At 39.3% G+C, this 17,870-nt stretch carries 19 protein-coding genes; 5 read left to right on the top strand and 14 right to left on the bottom strand.

The genetic code is table 11. The features are described from left to right. Position 1: 1 nt before the first annotated feature. Genes ACOQO1_RS09350 through ACOQO1_RS09400 form a run of 11 tightly spaced genes read right to left on the bottom strand, consistent with a single transcriptional unit; the run spans position 2 to position 12,063 of the window. The gene (locus tag ACOQO1_RS09350; RefSeq protein WP_420602609.1) at positions 2-721 is read right to left on the bottom strand and encodes a cell division protein FtsQ/DivIB; all 720 of its coding nucleotides are present in this window, start codon (positions 719-721) and stop codon (positions 2-4) included. Then, on the bottom strand, positions 711-2,063 hold the full coding sequence (gene murC, locus ACOQO1_RS09355) for a UDP-N-acetylmuramate--L-alanine ligase (RefSeq protein ID WP_420602610.1): 1,353 nt from the start codon (positions 2,061-2,063) through the stop codon (positions 711-713). Before murC ends, ACOQO1_RS09350 begins: the two co-directional genes overlap by 11 nt. After that, positions 2,060-3,148: an undecaprenyldiphospho-muramoylpentapeptide beta-N-acetylglucosaminyltransferase gene (murG, locus tag ACOQO1_RS09360; protein WP_420602611.1), complete on the bottom strand. Its 1,089-nt coding sequence runs from the start codon at positions 3,146-3,148 to the stop codon at positions 2,060-2,062. Before murG ends, murC begins: the two co-directional genes overlap by 4 nt. Next, complete coding sequence (locus ACOQO1_RS09365; protein WP_420602612.1) at positions 3,135-4,343, bottom strand: FtsW/RodA/SpoVE family cell cycle protein; 1,209 nt, start codon at positions 4,341-4,343, stop codon at positions 3,135-3,137. The genes murG and ACOQO1_RS09365 overlap by 14 nt, the downstream gene beginning before the upstream one ends. Before the next feature lie 3 nt (positions 4,344-4,346). Next, entirely contained in the window at positions 4,347-5,681 is a 1,335-nt protein-coding gene (murD, locus tag ACOQO1_RS09370) for a UDP-N-acetylmuramoyl-L-alanine--D-glutamate ligase (RefSeq protein ID WP_420602613.1), read from the bottom strand. Then, positions 5,682-6,902, bottom strand: a complete 1,221-nt coding sequence (gene mraY / locus ACOQO1_RS09375) for a phospho-N-acetylmuramoyl-pentapeptide-transferase (RefSeq protein ID WP_420602614.1) — start codon at positions 6,900-6,902, stop codon at positions 5,682-5,684. An 8-nt stretch (positions 6,903-6,910) separates the two neighbouring features. Then, positions 6,911-8,374, bottom strand: coding sequence for a UDP-N-acetylmuramoyl-L-alanyl-D-glutamate--2,6-diaminopimelate ligase (locus ACOQO1_RS09380; protein ID WP_420602615.1), 1,464 nt, complete (start codon positions 8,372-8,374; stop codon positions 6,911-6,913). Then, a complete protein-coding gene (locus ACOQO1_RS09385) occupies positions 8,371-10,380 on the bottom strand; it encodes a penicillin-binding protein (protein ID WP_420602616.1) in 2,010 nt (669 codons plus the stop codon). Before ACOQO1_RS09385 ends, ACOQO1_RS09380 begins: the two co-directional genes overlap by 4 nt. Then, on the bottom strand, positions 10,380-10,697 hold the full coding sequence (locus ACOQO1_RS09390) for an FtsL-like putative cell division protein (protein WP_420602617.1): 318 nt from the start codon (positions 10,695-10,697) through the stop codon (positions 10,380-10,382). Before ACOQO1_RS09390 ends, ACOQO1_RS09385 begins: the two co-directional genes overlap by 1 nt. A gap of 15 nt (positions 10,698-10,712) precedes the next feature. After that, entirely contained in the window at positions 10,713-11,615 is a 903-nt protein-coding gene (gene rsmH, locus ACOQO1_RS09395) for a 16S rRNA (cytosine(1402)-N(4))-methyltransferase RsmH (protein WP_420602618.1), read from the bottom strand. After that, positions 11,608-12,063: a division/cell wall cluster transcriptional repressor MraZ gene (locus ACOQO1_RS09400; RefSeq protein WP_420602619.1), complete on the bottom strand. Its 456-nt coding sequence runs from the start codon at positions 12,061-12,063 to the stop codon at positions 11,608-11,610. The genes rsmH and ACOQO1_RS09400 overlap by 8 nt, the downstream gene beginning before the upstream one ends. A 265-nt stretch (positions 12,064-12,328) precedes the next feature. On the opposite strand from ACOQO1_RS09400, the gene ACOQO1_RS09405 reads away from it, so the two are divergent. Both ACOQO1_RS09405 and yihA read left to right on the top strand, forming a co-directional pair. Continuing rightward, positions 12,329-13,093, top strand: a complete 765-nt coding sequence (locus ACOQO1_RS09405; RefSeq protein WP_420602620.1) for an alpha/beta fold hydrolase — start codon at positions 12,329-12,331, stop codon at positions 13,091-13,093. Positions 13,094-13,096: 3 nt separating this feature from the next. Next, positions 13,097-13,711 (top strand): ribosome biogenesis GTP-binding protein YihA/YsxC, encoded by a 615-nt coding sequence (gene yihA / locus ACOQO1_RS09410; protein WP_420602621.1) that lies wholly within the window; start codon positions 13,097-13,099, stop codon positions 13,709-13,711. 17 nt (positions 13,712-13,728) lie between these two features. Here yihA and ACOQO1_RS09415 read toward each other — a convergent pair whose 3' ends face one another. Further along, positions 13,729-14,103 (bottom strand): GTPase, encoded by a 375-nt coding sequence (locus ACOQO1_RS09415; protein WP_420602622.1) that lies wholly within the window; start codon positions 14,101-14,103, stop codon positions 13,729-13,731. Here ACOQO1_RS09415 and bla point away from each other — a divergent pair. Together bla and ACOQO1_RS09425 are read left to right on the top strand one after the other, a co-directional pair. Next, positions 14,087-14,920: a subclass B1 metallo-beta-lactamase gene (gene bla, locus ACOQO1_RS09420; RefSeq protein WP_420602623.1), complete on the top strand. Its 834-nt coding sequence runs from the start codon at positions 14,087-14,089 to the stop codon at positions 14,918-14,920. The genes ACOQO1_RS09415 and bla overlap by 17 nt on opposite strands. A 207-nt stretch (positions 14,921-15,127) precedes the next feature. Then, positions 15,128-15,625, top strand: a complete 498-nt coding sequence (locus ACOQO1_RS09425) for a hypothetical protein (protein ID WP_420602624.1) — start codon at positions 15,128-15,130, stop codon at positions 15,623-15,625. Between the two features lie 6 nt (positions 15,626-15,631). Here ACOQO1_RS09425 and gldC read toward each other — a convergent pair whose 3' ends face one another. Together gldC and gldB are read right to left on the bottom strand one after the other, a co-directional pair. Then, positions 15,632-15,964, bottom strand: a complete 333-nt coding sequence (gldC, locus tag ACOQO1_RS09430; protein ID WP_420602625.1) for a gliding motility protein GldC — start codon at positions 15,962-15,964, stop codon at positions 15,632-15,634. Beyond that, the gene (gene gldB, locus ACOQO1_RS09435; RefSeq protein ID WP_420602626.1) at positions 15,965-16,954 is read right to left on the bottom strand and encodes a gliding motility lipoprotein GldB; all 990 of its coding nucleotides are present in this window, start codon (positions 16,952-16,954) and stop codon (positions 15,965-15,967) included. It abuts the gene before it with no gap. A 66-nt stretch (positions 16,955-17,020) separates the two neighbouring features. On the opposite strand from gldB, the gene nadE reads away from it, so the two are divergent. Beyond that, complete coding sequence (gene nadE / locus ACOQO1_RS09440) at positions 17,021-17,809, top strand: NAD(+) synthase (protein ID WP_420602627.1); 789 nt, start codon at positions 17,021-17,023, stop codon at positions 17,807-17,809. The last annotated feature ends 61 nt before the right edge of the window (positions 17,810-17,870 follow it).

Genomic DNA, 17,870 nt, shown 5'->3' on the forward strand with positions numbered 1-17,870 from the left:
TTTATATTTTGGTGCAAACCACTTGATTGTTGAACTCCAAACTCACTGTTGCATATTTTTCCAAAGAATTGTCCTTGGATGCCTTGGCATAAAATGCCATAAAATTTTTAAACTTTTCATTGAGATTCTCCACTCCTCCCAAATTCACCACAAAGTTTTCCAACCTAAACTTGAGCTGATATTTTCCTTCTTCCTCAATATGTATTCCGATAACATTTTTCCTAAGAAAATCGTCCTCGTTGATGTAATTCAGAATAGTATAGGCATCCTCAAGGCTTTTTCCCGTGATTTTACCTGTAATTATGGGAACTCTTGCTGAATGATGCTTGGATAACGGCATACGTTCACCCAAATCATCCAAATAAAATTTGGAGATTCCCTCTATTCTCCCAATCGGTTTACGCTGAACAATCTTAGATATAAGTTCTCCATTTATAGTAAGATAGACTTGGGCGTTTTTCACCATAGCGTTGGACAGAATTACCTCCTCTATGGTATTCAAAGCTAGTTGTTCTTTTGCCCTATTTTTTACCGCTCCATATTTTTGTATTAACAATTTATTAACTGAGGCCTCGGTAAGATATAAGTTATTGTCTCCCAAAAATTTAATGGAAATATCACTCACTTTTTTGCTCTTGTTCCTATGGTCTGCAAAGCCATAAAGCCCAATTATGGCCACAGAAAGCAATGTCAATTTTATATAATCCCAATTAACTCGCATACGCCAATTCTTTTTTGAGTTTTGGTATTTCCAGTCCAATATCACCCGCCCCCATGGTCACCAAAACACCTGTTTTACAATTATTTATTTCATTTATTAGGTTTGATTTTGAAATCAATTTCTTTTTAGGGCCATCAATTTTATCCAATAACCAAGCTGATGTAATTCCTTCAATGGGTTCTTCCCGTGCCGGATAGATATCCAACAACAAAATGACATCAAATTTTGATAGACTTGCCGCAAAATCATCTGCAAAATCCTTTGTTCTTGAAAACAAATGGGGTTGAAAAACAGCAGTCACCAATTCGTTGGGATGCATTTCCTTTATTGCTTGGTGCACAGCACTTATTTCTGTAGGGTGATGCGCATAATCATCTATAAAAACAAAGTCCTTTTCCTTAATTTGATACGAAAACCTCCGTTGAACGCCTTTAAATGTCCCTAAAGCTTTGGCTAGGCGGTGGGGTGGGGATCCTATTTGCACCGCCATTGCAAAAGCAGCTAATCCATTGAGCAAATTGTGCCTTCCAGGTTTGTTGAAGCGAACTTGCTTCAAGACCTCCGAAGGCGTGATCAAATCAAATATGTAGGTACCATGTTCAATTGAAATGTTTTCTATGCTGTAATCAGAACCGTCTTGTATTCCAAAAGTGATTCCCTCAAGTGGCAAACCTTTTCTAACAAAGAGAGTTCCGTTTGGCTTTATCTTTTTTGTAAAATCCTTAAAGGATTGCTGTAATTCCGTATCAGTTCCATAAATATCCAAGTGATCGGCATCCATGGAAGTTATACAGGCCACGTTGGGCGACAATTGCAAAAAGGAACGATCAAACTCATCAGCCTCTACCACTGAGTAGTCTGTTCCCTCCAACACAAAATTGCTATTGAAATCTTCTGAAATACCTCCCAAAAACGCTGTTAACGGAGTGCCCGTTTCTTTAAGAATATGCGCTAGAATGCAAGATGTGGTGGTTTTACCATGAGTACCCGCCACGGCAAAACAGAATGTATCTTGGGTAACAATGCCCAATACCTCAGAACGTTTTTTTACTTCAAAACCATTATTTTGAAAAAATTGCAGTTGGGAATGGGATGAAGGCACCGCTGGAGTATAGACTATCAATGTATTTTCAACATTTTTGAAGGATTCAGGAATCAAATCCAAGCTATCTTTAAAATGGACAGCAATTCCATTTTCAATCAATTCATCCGTAATTGGAGTCTTGGTTTTGTCATAGCCCATTACCTGCTTTCCAACAAAATTGAAATAGCGTGCCAAGGCGGACATACCTATCCCACCGATACCGATGAAAAAAACGTTATGTATGTCCTTTAGATTCATTGTAATAATTTTTCTATTTCATCAACTATATGCTCTGTAGCCTTTGGCATTGCCATTTTTTTGATATTGCTCCCTAGGGATTCCTGCAACTTTTCAGAATTCATTACTTCCAAAAAAGTCGTTTCAAATTTTTCATCAAGCTCGTTTTCCTTCAATAGTATAGCCGCTTCTTTGGAAACTAATGCTTCGGCATTCTTGGTTTGATGATTCTCTGCAACATTGGGTGATGGAATAAATACTACCGGTTTGCCCACTAAACAGAGTTCTGAAACCGACCCCGCTCCTGCCCTGGATATGATAATATTGGCCGCCGCATATGCACAATCCATTCTATTTAGGAATGCCAGCACTTTTACGGATTCAGAATCATGTTTTTTATACTCATCGTGATAGAGCTTCCCACATTGCCAAATCAACTGTATTCCCTGTTCTTTAAAAAAACCAAGCTCTTTTTCAATCAATTGATTGATTCTTCTTGCCCCCAAGCTCCCACCTATAATCAAAATGGTTTTCTTGTTTGGGTCTAAGTCAAAAAATTGGATAGCTTCTTCTCTGCCTACTTTCAGATTCACTAAATCTGACCGTATTGGATTTCCCGTTTTTACAATTCTATCTTTCGGAAAAAAGCGTTCCATTCCATCATACGCCACACAAATGGCCTCTGCTTTACCCGCAAGGAGCTTATTTGTAATGCCAGCATAAGAGTTCTGTTCTTGAAGCACACACGGCACACTAGCCTTTTCGGCCATTTTTAATAATGGACCGCTGGCAAAGCCTCCGGTGCCAATGGCAACATCTGGCTTAAACTGCTTTACTATTTTACGTGCTCTTATCAAACTACTTATCACTTTAATCGGAAACATTAGATTCTTCAATGTCAGTTTCCGCTGTAATCCACTGATCCACAAGCCTTGTATTTTATAACCAGCCTGTGGCACTTTTTCCATTTCCATTTTATCCTTGGCTCCTACGAATAAAAATTCCGCTTTTGGATACCGTCGCTTTAGCTCATTGGCTATGGCTATCGCCGGATAAATATGTCCTCCCGTTCCTCCTCCAGAAAGTATAAACCTATAATTGCCCACTCAATACTTCTAAAGGATTGCTTTCATCTATATCTAAGGATTCCTCCTCTAAATTTTCTTTTTTATTGCTTGCGCTCAATACAATTCCAATAGCCATACAGGTCATCCAGATGGATGTCCCTCCCATACTGATCAATGGCAAGGGCTGCCCGGTAACCGGAAACAATTGTACCACTACCGCCATATTGATAAAAGCTTGAAAAACAATGGGCAAGCCCACGCCTATCACCAATAATTTTGAAAAAACCGTCTTGGCCGAATTTGCCACAACCACAATCCGGAACAGCAACAACAAATAGAAAAACAACAATGCTCCTCCACCTAAAAGTCCATATTCCTCAATAATGATGGCAAAAATGAAATCGGATGTGCTTTGCGAGAGCATGTTCTTAATCACGCTCTTACCAGCTCCTTTTCCAACGACTCCCCCTTCGGCAATGGCAATCTTTGCCAAAGTCAATTGGTGCAAATCATCTTTTCCAGCTTTTTCAGGACTCCAAAAAGTTTCTATTCTAGATTTCCATGTAGTGGCTCTTTGACCCGGTATCACCTCTGGAGTTTTGAACACCACAAACAAAAACATGGAAGCCAAAACAAGACCAACCCCAACAATACTGAACAAATATTTTAGAGGATATCCTCCCAAAAAGCACAACACCAATACTAAAAAACAAATGATGGCAGCCGTAGAAAAGTTTTCGGGCAAAATCAGCAGTACCACCAAAGCAGTAGGTAACCAAAGTGGCAGTATGCTTTCTTTAAATGTGATGGCCACATCCTTGATTTTGGTCAAATACCGAGCTATCCATATCATCAGTACCACCGACGCCAAGGTTGATGTTTGAAAATTTACCCCAACAAAGGGAATTTTTATCCATCGGTTTGCCGTAACTCCACCTATTTTTGTCTCCACGGTCAATGTGTACGCCAAAAGAATGAGTACAATGGGCAGTGCTATGATGGAAAGCCCTTTAAAATAATGTGTGGGTATACGGTGAACCGCATAGATAATTCCAAAGCCTAAAAACAGTAAGACTGCATGTTTTATCAAATGGCCTACGGTTGTTCCATCATCATTTACATAGACCAGATTAGTGCTGGCACTGTACACCGGTAAAAATGAGAAAAGTGCCAAAAGGGCCACTACACCCCAGATGGCTTTATCACCTTTCAAATTTTTAAAAACCGCTAACATTATTTACAAATTTTTTATTGCTGCTTTAAATTGATTCCCCCTATCCTCATAATTTTCAAAAAGGTCGAAACTGGCACATGCCGGTGACAACAAAACTGAATCTCCCCGTTCTGAAATTTTATAGGCCACTTTCACCGCTTCTTCCATGGAATAGGTCTCTACCATAGGCTCAATGACATTGCCAAAGGCATCTTTTAACTTGGAATTGTCCATTCCCAAACAAATAATGGCTTTGACCTTTTCCCTTACAATGGGCATCAATTCGGAATAATCATTTCCTTTATCCACCCCACCAACAATCCAAACAATGGGCTTTTTTATCCCATCCAAGGCGTAATAGGTTGCATTAACATTGGTTGCCTTGGAATCATTGATGTATTCCACATGATTTATTTTGAGCACCTTTTCCAATCTATGGGCAACTCCCTGAAAGTTTTGGATACTCTGACGAATGGTCTCCTTCCTCACATTTACCAATAGCGCTGCAAGGCTAGCTGCCATGGTGTTTTTTACATTGTGCTGCCCTTCCAAGGCCAAAATATCAGTACTCATTTCCAAGGTTTTATGTTCTATTTTTATTTTAATTGTATCGTTTTCGAGCCAAGCTCCCTGCTCTTGCTTTTCCTTTAATGAAAAAGGAACCAATTTGGATTGAATCGGGTGTTGTTGCAACCAATCTTCAATAACTTCATCATCGGCATCATAAATCAAGTAGTCATTTTCATCTTGGTTCATCGCAATGCGAAATTTTGAAGCTATGTAGTTTTCAAACTGATAATCATATCGGTCCAAATGATCCGGCGTGATATTCGTAAGGATTGCAACATGTGGTTTGAAATCCACAATACCATCCAACTGAAAACTGCTTATTTCAAGCACGTACTGGTCAAAATCCTGCTCTGCGACCATCTTAGCATAGCTATCACCAATATTCCCCGCCATTCCAACGTTTAATCCGCCATTTTTCAACACATGATGTGTTAACATGGTAGTTGTGGTCTTGCCGTTACTTCCCGTAATTCCTATCAGTGTAGCATCAGTATATTTGGATGCAAACTCAATCTCTGAAATTACTGGAACTCCTTTTTCCACCAACCTTTTTACAAGTGGCACCTTATCCGGAATTCCAGGGCTTTTCATAACTACATCGGCATTTAGAATCTTAGATTCTGTATGCTTACCAGACTCCCATTCAATCTCAAAATGTTCAAGAACTTTGCTGTACTCTTTTTTTATTTCTCCTTTGTCCGAGACAAAGACTTCAAATCCTTTTTGTTGCCCCAATATGGCCGTTCCCACTCCACTTTCTCCACCACCAAGAATCACCAAACGTGTCATCTACCTCACTTTTAGCGTCACTATACTGATAATGGCCAGCATAATTCCAATGATCCAAAACCGGGTCACTATTTTGCTCTCGTGATATAGTTTCTTTTGAAAATGATGGTGCAACGGTGCCATTAAGAATATTCGCTTGCCTTCACCATATTTCTTTTTGGTGTGTTTGAAATAACCCACTTGTAACATCACTGAAAGTGATTCCGCAAAGAAAATTCCACACAAAATGGGAATCAACAGTTCCTTTCTTACGATGATGGCTATAACTGCTATTACCCCGCCGATGGTCAAACTTCCCGTATCTCCCATAAAAATCTGGGCAGGAAAAGTGTTATACCACAAAAAACCTATCAATGCACCAACAAAGGCCGCTATAAAAACCAATAGCTCCCCAACTCTTGGGATATAAAATATGTCCAAATAATCTGAAAATTGGATGTTCCCCGATACCAATGCAAAGATTCCAAGCGTCAACACAATTATTGCCGAAGAACCGGCTGCAAGGCCATCAATTCCATCCGTAAGGTTTGCGCCATTGGAAACAGCTGTAACTATCAATATCACCACAGGGATAAAGATTAACCAAGCATACTCCTCCATTCCTTCCCCTGTCCAAGAAATCCAATCCGCATAATTCAGTTCGTTACCTTTTAGAAAGGGAACATTGGTCATCACCTCTTTCATTTCTTGACCAAACACCCTTTCTACCTTAAAGTTTTCAGTGATTCGTGTAGTATCTTTTTCTTTTATGGTGACCTCTGGATGAAAATAAAGGGTAGCGCCAACGATAAGCCCCAATACCACTTGTCCCATTATTTTGAATCTTCCTTTTAGTCCCTTTTTATCTTTTTTGAAGATTTTGATATAGTCATCGATGAAGCCAATAATACCCATCCAAATAGTGGTGACCACTAAGAGAATGATATAAATGTTTTTTATGTCAGCGAACAGTACCACTGGTAAAAGTGTGGACATTATAATGATAAGACCACCCATGGTGGGCGTTCCTGCTTTTTGCCGTTGTCCTTCCAGTCCCAAATCACGAATACTCTCTCCTATTTGTTTTTTTTGCAAGAATAGAATGATCCGCTTACCATAGACCATAGCAATCAACAGCGAGAACAAGACCGCCATTCCAGCCCTAAAGGTTTGGAACTGGAACAGTGATGCTCCTGGTAATTGATATTGTTTCTCTAAATATTCAAACAAGTAGTATAACATGGACTACATTATTTATTTAAGTTCGCCAAAGCCTCTTTTACCTCTTTAAAATCATCAAAATCCACCCTTTTCCCATTGGTTTCCTGATAGGTTTCATGTCCCTTTCCTGCCACCAAAATGATATCATTGGCCAAAGCCAATTTGCAAGCTGCCTTTATGGCCTGCTTTCTATTTTCAATGGAAAGCACTTTTTTCGTGTTTTGCGGCTCTACTCCCGCTTCCATTTCCTCAATAATTATAGAAGGAGACTCTGTTCTTGGGTTATCTGAGGTGAAAATGGCCTGATTGCTCATTTCTGAAGCGATATGACCCATAACCGGACGCTTAGACTTATCACGGTCACCACCACACCCCACTACGGTGATGACGTTTTCATTTCCAGTCCTCAATGCATTGATGGTAATCAACACATTTTTTAACGCGTCCGGAGTATGGGCATAATCAACAATTGCCGTTATTTTTTCTTTTGATATATAGTATTGAAACCTGCCATCAACGTTTTCCAATTCGCTGATAAGCTTCAAGGTTTCCATTTTTTCCAGCCCCAGAATATCTGCCGTTGCATAAATGGCGAGCAAATTATAAGCATTGAAATCTCCTATCAATTTGGACCAAATTTCATTGTCATCAATCTTCAGCAACTGGCCATTAAACTGTTTTTCTAAGATTTGCGCTCTATAATCAGCATACGTTTTGAGCGCATAGCTAACTTTTCTTGCCTTGGTGTTTTGCAACATCACCAAACCATTTTTATCATCAATATTGCTTAGCGCAAAAGCGGTTTTCGGAAGATTATCAAAAAGTTTTTTCTTGGTATCCCTATACTCTGCAAAGCTTTTATGGTAATCCAGATGATCATGGGATAAGTTGGTGAATATGGCTCCCTCAAAATGCAATCCTTCGGATCTCTTTTGATGGATTCCGTGAGAGCTCACTTCCATAAAACAATACTCCACTCCCTCTTCATTCATTTCAGAAAGATGACCGTTAATCGTCAACACATCGGGTGTAGTATGACTGGTAGTGTATTCTTTATCATCCACCAAAACCTTGATAGTGGAGATCAACCCTACCTTAAAACCTGCCTTCTTGAACAGATTATAAAGTAATGTGCTCACCGTGGTCTTGCCATTAGTACCTGTAATTCCAACCAATTTTAGGTTTTTGGAAGGATTATCGTAGTAATTGGCAGCAATAATGGCCAGAGCACTGTTACTATCCACTACCTTTAAATAGGTGACCCCATTGACCAATATTTCCGGGAATTCTTCACAAACAACAGCTTTGGCTCCAAGTTCTATGGCCTTTTGAATGTATTTGTGCCCATCTGTCACCAAACCTCTTATTGCCACAAAAACATCATCCAATTCAACTTTTCTAGAATCAAAATGAATCTGGTTTACCATTACATTGGTGTCCCCGTTTACCGCGGATAGTCTAACTCCATATAATATGTCCTTCAACAACTTCATGAAAGCTCCAGTACTATTTTTTTAACTTGATTGATTTCCGTCCCTTGAACAATGGATTGTTTTTTCACTTTTCCATTACCGTGAACCTCAACTTTAAGTCCAAGATTCTCTAACAATGAAACTGCATCCATTCCGCTCATCCCTTTTACATTAGGGACTTTGGTATATTTTTTTTGCGCTTGGGCAAAGTATTGTTCATATTTCTTTTCCAAAACCTCCCCATTCATGGCTTTCCCTTCAACTTCATCTACCGTTGGCGAGGTGGCATATATTTTTTGCGCCATGGATTTAAAAACAGGACCAGCTACATCAGCTCCATATATCCCCAAATCCCGATCTGGTTCATGAATTATCACAATGCATGAATATTTAGGGTTATCTGCTGGGAAATACCCTGCAAAAGATGAGATATATTGTAATTTATCTGGATCTTTAGCTACATAATTCTTTTGGGCAGTACCTGTTTTGCCCGCCATTGAAAAATTCTTGGAATAAAGTCCATGCCCAGTTCCATAGTCCTTTTCCACTACATCTTTCATAAGCTGACGTACTTTGAGCATGGTTTCTTTGGAGCAGATGGAGGCGTTGGCAACTTCTTTATCAAAGCTTTTAATAACTTTATTTCCTTCCTTGACCGCCTTGATCAATCTTGGCTTAACAAATTCACCATCATTGGCAATGGCATTATAAAAGGCCAAGGTTTGCATTGGAGTCATAGACACTTCGTATCCGTGAGACATCCAACCCAATGAAATTCCCGACCATCCTTCATCCCCAGGGTATCTGATTACCGGACTCCCCTCTCCTATGATGGGCAGTCCCAATTTTTTATGCAATCCCATGTTCATCAAGCGGTTCACAAATTTCCCTGGTGTTTCCTTATAGTTTTCATGGATTATTTTAGCAAAAGCGGTATTGGAAGAAAGCGCAAAAGCCTTTGCTGCCGAAATTTTACCGTATCCACCCCATTTGGAATCCTTAACCACCCTGTCATAGATTCGATACCTACCTTTTTCTGTATCAATAACTGTACTGGTGTCGATCACTTTATCCTCCAAAGCTGCCACCATGGACATTAATTTGAAAGTAGAACCTGGCTCATGGGATTCGCCAACAGCGTAGTTCAGCTTTTCATAATACTTTCCTTTAGAGGTTATTCCCAAATTGGAAATGGCCTTAATCTCACCTGTAGCGGTTTCCATCACTACAACACAACCATGATCGGCTTTGTATTTTTCCAATTGTCTTAAAAGCTCATGATGGGCAATATCCTGAATACTGATATCGATAGTGGATACTACATCCAATCCATCCTGCGGTTCTACAATATTGTCCAACCCAACTGGTTTCCACTGCCCTTTTGCAATTTTTTGCTTTAGGCGTTTTCCTTCCTTTCCACGGAGATATTGTTCCCCAAAAGCACCATCCAATCCAACTCTAGTGTAGTAGCCATTTTCATCCACCTTTTCGTAACCAATACTTCTAGCGGCCATTTTACCCAAAGGGTATTCACGAACAACCCGGTGTGTTTCTATAAAACCGCCTTTATACGGTCCAAGCTCGAACAATGGAAATTGCTTTATCCGCACATAATCCAAATAATCCACATTTCTGGCCACCAATTTGTAACGATTACCATTTGCCCGTGCTTTTCTGAAGAGCTTCCTATAATATGAAGAAGGTCGGTCAAAAAGTTTGCCCAAAGAATCGGAAAGTGCCGCTACGTTATTCTGAAAATTTTCTTCGGAAACTGTTTTTGCATCAAATCGAATCTCATATTTTGGTACGGAAGCCGCCAATAAACTGCCATCATCCGAATATAGATTTCCCCGATTTGGCTCTATGGTGAACATTTTTTCAGTTTTGTTCAAGGCCAACTCTTTGTAATCCTCACCTTTGATCATTTGAATATCCACCAACTTGACTACCACACAAATGGAAAAAACGACCAGACAGCCCGCTACCAGGTACAGTCTATTCATAATATTTTTTTCCGTAATCGCCATTACTTGCTAGATTTCACTTTGATTTTATATGGTGGATTTTTTGACGGCAAAAGCCCTTCAACAGCTACTGATTCCCTTAAGGACGATTCCAACTTTAATTGCTGCACCGTTGACCTATATTCAAAAAATTCGCTTTTAAGTTTTCTTACCTCTTCGCTAAGTGCAGCAATTTCATGCACTTTCTTATCCGCTCTATGGCTACTGGATATCATCATGGCCGCCAGAAAGGAGGCAAACAGCAAGAACATCCAGTTTTTGGGAGCATCGCCACTCACCAAAAACTTTCCTTTTAATATGTCCAGTAATCCTTTTTTCATTCTTGTTCTCGTTATCTAAATCCGCTCAGCGATACGGAGCTTTGCACTTCTTGCCCTATTGTTCCTTGCAATTTCTTCTGCCGATGGCACTATTAATCCTCCCACTTTTTTTAGCGGAACATTTATGTTCCCATAAAAATCCTTTTCGGGCTCACCTTCAAACTTGCCAGCACGGATAAATCGTTTCACCAATCGATCCTCCAAAGAATGATAGCTGATCAGACTTAATCTTCCTCCCCTATCCAAAACCTCTGGTACCTGCAGTAAAAACTCCTTTAGAACTTCAATTTCTTGATTGACCTCAATTCGGATAGCTTGATAGATCTGCGCCAAAATCTTGTTCTCTTTCATTTTGGGTAAAAACCGCTTCAACACCGCCTTAAGTTGATCCGTTGTTTTAATTGGAGCCTGTAACCTCGCCTCAACAATGGTTTTGGCCACGGCATTTGCATTGCGCAATTCACCATATTGAAACAAAACCGATGATAAAGCTTCTTGGGAATATGAATTCACCACTTCAAAAGCCGACAACTCACTGTTTTTGTTCATCCGCATATCCAGATTCGCATCAAAACGAATGGAGAAGCCACGTTCCGCCTCATCAAACTGATGGGAAGAAACCCCGAAATCCGCCAAGATTCCATCAACTTTCCGAATGCCATAGAACTTTAAAAATTGCTTGAGGAACTGAAAATTTTGATTGATCAACTGAAACCGGTCATCGTCAATGGCATTGGCCAGTGCATCCTCATCTTGATCAAATGCAAACAATTTTCCACCCTCTCCCAACCTTTTCAATATTTCTTTGGAATGCCCTCCGCCACCAAAGGTGACATCTACATATACCCCATCTTCCTTTATATTCAATCCATCCACAGATTCTTGCAGCAATACCGGATTATGATATTCCCTAGTCATCGTCTGCAAAAATCTCTTCCGCTAGGTCTGCATAGTCCTTTTCACCCTCAGCCAGGACCTTTTCATATTTATCCTTGTTCCAGATCTCTATCTTGTCAAAAACAGCGTTCAACACGACTTCTTTTCCAATTTCAGCATGCTCCACTAAATTTTTTGGTATCTGCAACCTTCCCGTATCACCATCTATTGTGACCTCTTTCATTCCCGCCACAAAATTTCTTACGAAAGCATCATACTTTCTGTTAATCTTGCTTTTTTTCATGACCTTTTGCATCAATACATCAAACTCGCTCTTGGGATAAAGCTCCAAACACTGTTGAAAAACAGAGCGCTTTATCACAAAACCATCTTTTAAAACGGGCAACAACTGATTCTTTAGGGAAATAGGTAAAATCACCCTTCCTTTGGTATCAGCTTTACAGTCATGTTGTCCTATGATATGGGTCACTAGAAATCAATTGGTTACAATTAATAACTCAAATATATAGATTTTATTTCCACATTTCTCCACTTAACATCACTTTTGTTAATAAATTCTCCACTTTTACAGAAAAAATGGATTTATAGGTTATAAAATGTCTTACAGGAAAAACATAACCTTTAGAATGATTTTGAGAAGCATAAAAAAGGTAAGGTTTTACAATCCCAAAAACCTAAAATCTGTGTAACTTGAATTGCCTATATTTGCCCTTCTTAGGACCAACTAACTATAGATGGAAGAACATATTATCAAGGAAGGTAAATACCGATATATTGAAATGGGCGAAGGTACTCCCATGATTATATTGCACGGCCTTATGGGGGGACTCAGCAACTTCCAAGGGGTATCCGAGTATTTTCCATCCCAGGGATACCAGGTTCTTATTCCAGAGCTTCCTATTTATGATATGCCCATGCTAAAAACCACAGTCAAGAATTTTGCGAAGTTCTTGGAAGGGTTTATCGAGTTCAAAGGCCTTAAGGATGTTATTCTGTTGGGGAATTCGCTAGGCGGGCATATTGGACTGCTACACACCAAAATGTTCCCTGAAATGGTCAAAGCTCTGGTTATTACAGGTAGTTCAGGACTTTATGAAAGTGCCATGGGAGATGGTTACCCTAAACGCGGCGATTATGAATTCATAAAAAAGAAAGCGCAAGATGTTTTCTATGACCCTGAAGTTGCCACCAAAGAAATTGTGGATGAAGTGTTTGCCACGGTAAACGACCGTATGAAGCTGGTAAAGACATTGGCCATTGCAAAAAGTGCCATACGACATAATATGTCCAAGGATTTGCCGCATATGAATACGCCAACTTGTATTATTTGGGGCGAAAATGATACAGTCACCCCTCCCAACGTAGCCAAAGAGTTCCATGAATTGCTTCCAGATTCCGATTTGTTCTGGATAGAAAAATGTGGCCATGCCCCAATGATGGAACACCCAGAAGATTTTAACAGGATTCTTGAAGCCTGGCTCAACAAGCGGAACTTCTAAATCATGAAAATTACCTCGGCCGAATTTGTAATGAGCAATTCCAATGTGGCCAAATGCCCCAACGAACCCTTACCTGAATATGCATTTATTGGACGTTCCAATGTGGGAAAATCCTCGTTGATCAATATGTTGATGGAACGCAAAGGTTTGGCCAAAACTTCGGGTCGACCCGGAAAGACCCAGCTCATCAATCATTTTAAGGTCAATAATAATTGGTTTCTGGTGGATTTACCAGGATATGGTTATGCACGAGTTTCCAAAAAAGACAAAAAGGTTTTTCAAAAATACATTACCGAATATTTTCAAAAAAGAAAACAATTGGTCTGTGGTTTTGTGCTTGTGGATATTAGGCACGATCCACAACCGGTAGATTTGGAGTTTATGGAATGGTTGGGCTCGCATCAAATTCCGTTTGCCATAATTTTCACCAAGGCCGATAAGCTAAAACCCGCAGTAATTGAAAAGCAGGCCAATACTTATCTTCAAAAATTACTTGAAGGTGCTTGGGAAGAAACACCTCCACATTTTATTACCTCTTCATCAAATCGTACAGGCAGGGATGAGTTGCTCAATTATATTGGTGAAATCAATCAGGAGTTTTTTTCTTCCCAGTCATAGTCCAAGTAACCGATTGCTTAAATCCTTTCTTCAATTAGCCGTACCAGTTCTTGTGCCGACTTTAATTGATTCAACTCTTCAGTACGTATAAAAACCTCCAATCCTTTTTCACTTTCTGAAAACACAATTGGGAAGGTAAATTTATTCATCGATTTTGATGTATACTCTTTGGCGAATTCATCTTTATGCAGAAATACCATTTCATGTTCACTTTCTTGCCTGAACTTTTTCCAGATTTTGTTTTCCGAAACAATTCCAAAGGTGATATCACAAAGACTGCATTGATACGTAGTTGGACTAAAAACTTTGTGCATACTATCCATTATGGCATTGCGGGTTCCAGAATTGGCATTGTAAACAAAAAGCAGTTTTTGGATGGATTTCTTTTTCACGGTAAAGGAAAGCAGCTTATTTTTATTGAAAATACATATTTCATTCCCATTGGCCTACACATCTACATTTCGTCGTAAAATCTTGAAAGTGCTAACACTTACGGTCATCATAAGCCTGAGCATCTTAGGATGCAAAAAAGAGCGTCTCTCAACGGTATATGAATCCAAGACACTTTCCATAAAATCTTTGTCCAAAAATGTCTATCTACACACCTCCTACCTTCACATTCCAGATTATGGTTCTTTTCCCTGTAATGGAGTAATTTACGTGAACAACAAGGACGCTATAATATTTGACACTCCTTCCAACATTCAAGTTACCTCAGAATTGATAAATTATATTCAAAAGGAGTTGGAATGTACTATTAAAGGCGTGGTGGCAAGCCATTTCCATGATGATTGCCTAGGTGGACTTGAGGCGATTCATGAACACGATATTCCATCTTATGGCAGTACTCTAACTATTGCTGAGGCCAAAAAAGATAGCCTGGTTCCGCCAAACCATGCGTTCGATGACAAAATTTTACTTAAGGTGGGACAAATGGAAACAGAGACCATCTTTTTAGGAGAAGGTCACACAAAGGACAATGTAGTTAGCTATTTTAAAGATGATAAACTTCTTTTTGGTGGTTGCCTTGTCAAAGAAATGGGAGCTAGTAAAGGTAATCTTTCAGATGCCAATGTAAGTGAGTGGTCCGCAACAATATCACGAATAAAAACAAAATTTCCAGATGTTGAAATTGTGGTTCCAGGACATGGTAAGGAAGGAGGTACAGAATTGTTGGATTACACCGCAGAGCTGTTTAAACAACAATGAATGTCATACTTCTAATCTGAGTCTTTTAAAAGATATTGGATCTTACACCAAACGTTTTTAACCATTTTTCAGCAATAGGTAAATATTAAAAATATCAACCCAAACCCAGTATCTTTTATTCCATAACATGGTTTGGTCAATTGACACATAAATACTGTGTTATTTTTACATTCCTTTATATATTGAGAACCGATCAACGCAAAAAACATGGAAAACCAATCGGACCCTTTTACTCCAGAAAGGTTTATCAGAACCTTATCGATCATCCATTTGGGACTGATTGCCGGTCCCCTGGTTTTTGGCTTGATTGTTTATTTCAATAGCCAAAGTACACATATCAATTTCTCCAATACGGATGATATGTTCCTGATTGTAATTCCCATTTTTGCACTGTCCAGTATTTTTTTAGGGAATTTTATCTTTGGACAATCCATTAAAAATATTGCAAGGACAAGTAGCCTAAGGCAAAAGTTGGTACGATTCCAGACTGCTTCCATAATTAGGTACGCCCTGGTTGAGGCTGCAGCCTTTTTTGGAATCATTGCATATTACATGACCGGGAATCTTGTTTTTATGTTGATATCTGCCATTCTGATACTATATTTCTTTATGCTCAGGCCAACAAGAGAGAAAATAATTCGCACCCTAAATCTTACAGGGAGTGACAAAGCAGCGTTCAACAAGGGCAATCAGCCTCTGAACTAATTACACCTATTTTATTTCCAGTTTTTCAGCAAAATAATCGCAAAAGTCCCTCATGGTGGCGGTCATTTTTTCATCCTGGGTTGCCTTCATAAATGTATCTGCCATGGTCACCAAAGTCTGGTGAAAAAAGATTTTCATTTCATCAACCGGCATATCCTTGGTCCAAAGATCAATTTTAAGGGATTCTCTGTTCTTACTGTCCCAAACGGAAAGCATCATTGCTTTGGCTTCCTCATTTTCTATTCCGCCATCTTGCGCAGACCAATTTAGTTGCTCGGGAACCCTGTTTTCATCAAGTCCCACTGTTAGTTTTATTTCTGAAGTATGTGCTACCGCCATTTATTTTCTTGGTTTGTAATTTGATTTCTTAAAAATTTCATCCGCAGACATAGTAAGAAGCTGGTTTAGGGAAACATCATTTTTTTCCATAAAACTTCTAACAATCTGCCATCCCATATATCTTCCCAACCGTCCTGGAGACTCACTATCCAATTCCAGTTGGAATTTTGAAAATGGAGCAGGGTCCAAAAATCTCCTGTCCAACTTTGAATCCGTACTGTACAACAATTCGCGCTCCACAAAATATTTCCAAATATCCTCTTCACTGGTTTGTGCCCAATCCATTTCCTCATTGGTATACCCAATTTTTTGGGCATCCGAAATTAATGGAAGTAATCTGTCCTTTACATAAAGCTCTTTACCATAATATATGATTCGTGATAAAAAGGAACGGTTGCCGGGACGCTTTACCACCTTTTTTGCAAATGCACTGGCAACATCCGATGTTAGGTATTCCTTATCCAGTCCCTTGGCTACATACCGCTGAATACTATTGTAAAAATGATGGTCCTGTCCCAGATAATTGTCCAACCCTAATAACAAAAGTGAATCAGTAAGTATTACCCTATCATTATATCGTACATCTGAGGTGACCGTTACCACCTTTGGTTCTTTATACTTTGGGAAATAATAAACAATATGCTTAAAAAGAGATTCTAAATCTGTTGTCTCTTTTTTAAAGTCTCCAAAGGCCTTATCCACTTCACTGGACAACTCCAACTGAATGGTATCTGTTAATTTCGCAATCCAAATGCTGTCAGCAAACTGTTCCGGGAACAAATAAGGGTACTTTTCTTTAAGCTTTGGGATATCATCCACACTGGCTTTTGCAAACTCACGATCAAAACGTGCTATTGAAAGATCAACCTGGATATTGGAAATGGCCGCTGCCGTTTTATCTTCTTCTCTACAACCGAAAAATAGGTATAGCATCAGAAAAACAGCACCAACAAATACATTGCTAGCAAAGTATTTTAACAACCTCTTCATTTTTAAGGTAACAGCGTTTAAATTTACAGGGCACAAAGGTAATTTATTGAATCTAAAATGTAAGACATGCAAACCGAAAAGGTAATAGAACATATTGTTAACTGGTTAAAAGATTATGCAACCAATGCAAAATGCAAAGGATTTGTCATTGGCATCTCTGGTGGAATAGATTCTGCAGTCACCTCTACACTTTGTGCCAAAACGGGATTGGACTTATTATGTTTGGAGATGCCCATCCATCAAGGAGCCAATCAAGTTACCCGTGCAGATAAACATATTGATTGGTTGGTTACAAACTTTTTTAAGGTTAAGAGACAACAGGTTAATCTAACTCCTGTTTTTGATACTCTGGTAAACGCGTTCCCAAAAGTGGATAACGAAGAGGAACGTTTTATGTCCCTTGCCAATACACGGGCCCGGTTGCGAATGACAACATTATATTATTTTGCCGCACTGGAAGGATACTTGGTAGCAGGCACGGGAAACAAGGTTGAAGATTTTGGTGTAGGATTTTATACCAAATATGGCGATGGTGGCGTTGATCTAAGCCCAATTGCCGATCTACTAAAGACAGAGGTCTATGAAATAGGAAGGGTACTTGGCATCAACCAAGATATTATGGAAGCAGCCCCTACTGATGGGCTTTGGGGAGATAGCAGAACGGACGAAGACCAAATAGGCGCCTCCTACCCAGAATTGGAATGGGCCATGGAAATGGATTCAATGGGAAAAAGTTCTGATGATTTTTCTGACAGAAAAAAAGTAGTATTCGACATCTATAAAAAGTTTAATACTTCTAACAAACATAAGATGATTCCTATACCTATTTGTGAAATTCCTGCTCGTCTAAAATGACCTTTTAACCCAAAAAACCCAGCATAAGACGAAAAAAACCCCAGAAATTCTGTGGTTTTAA

The organism is Flagellimonas sp., assembly GCF_965222555.1.
GTDB lineage: Bacteria > Bacteroidota > Bacteroidia > Flavobacteriales > Flavobacteriaceae > Flagellimonas.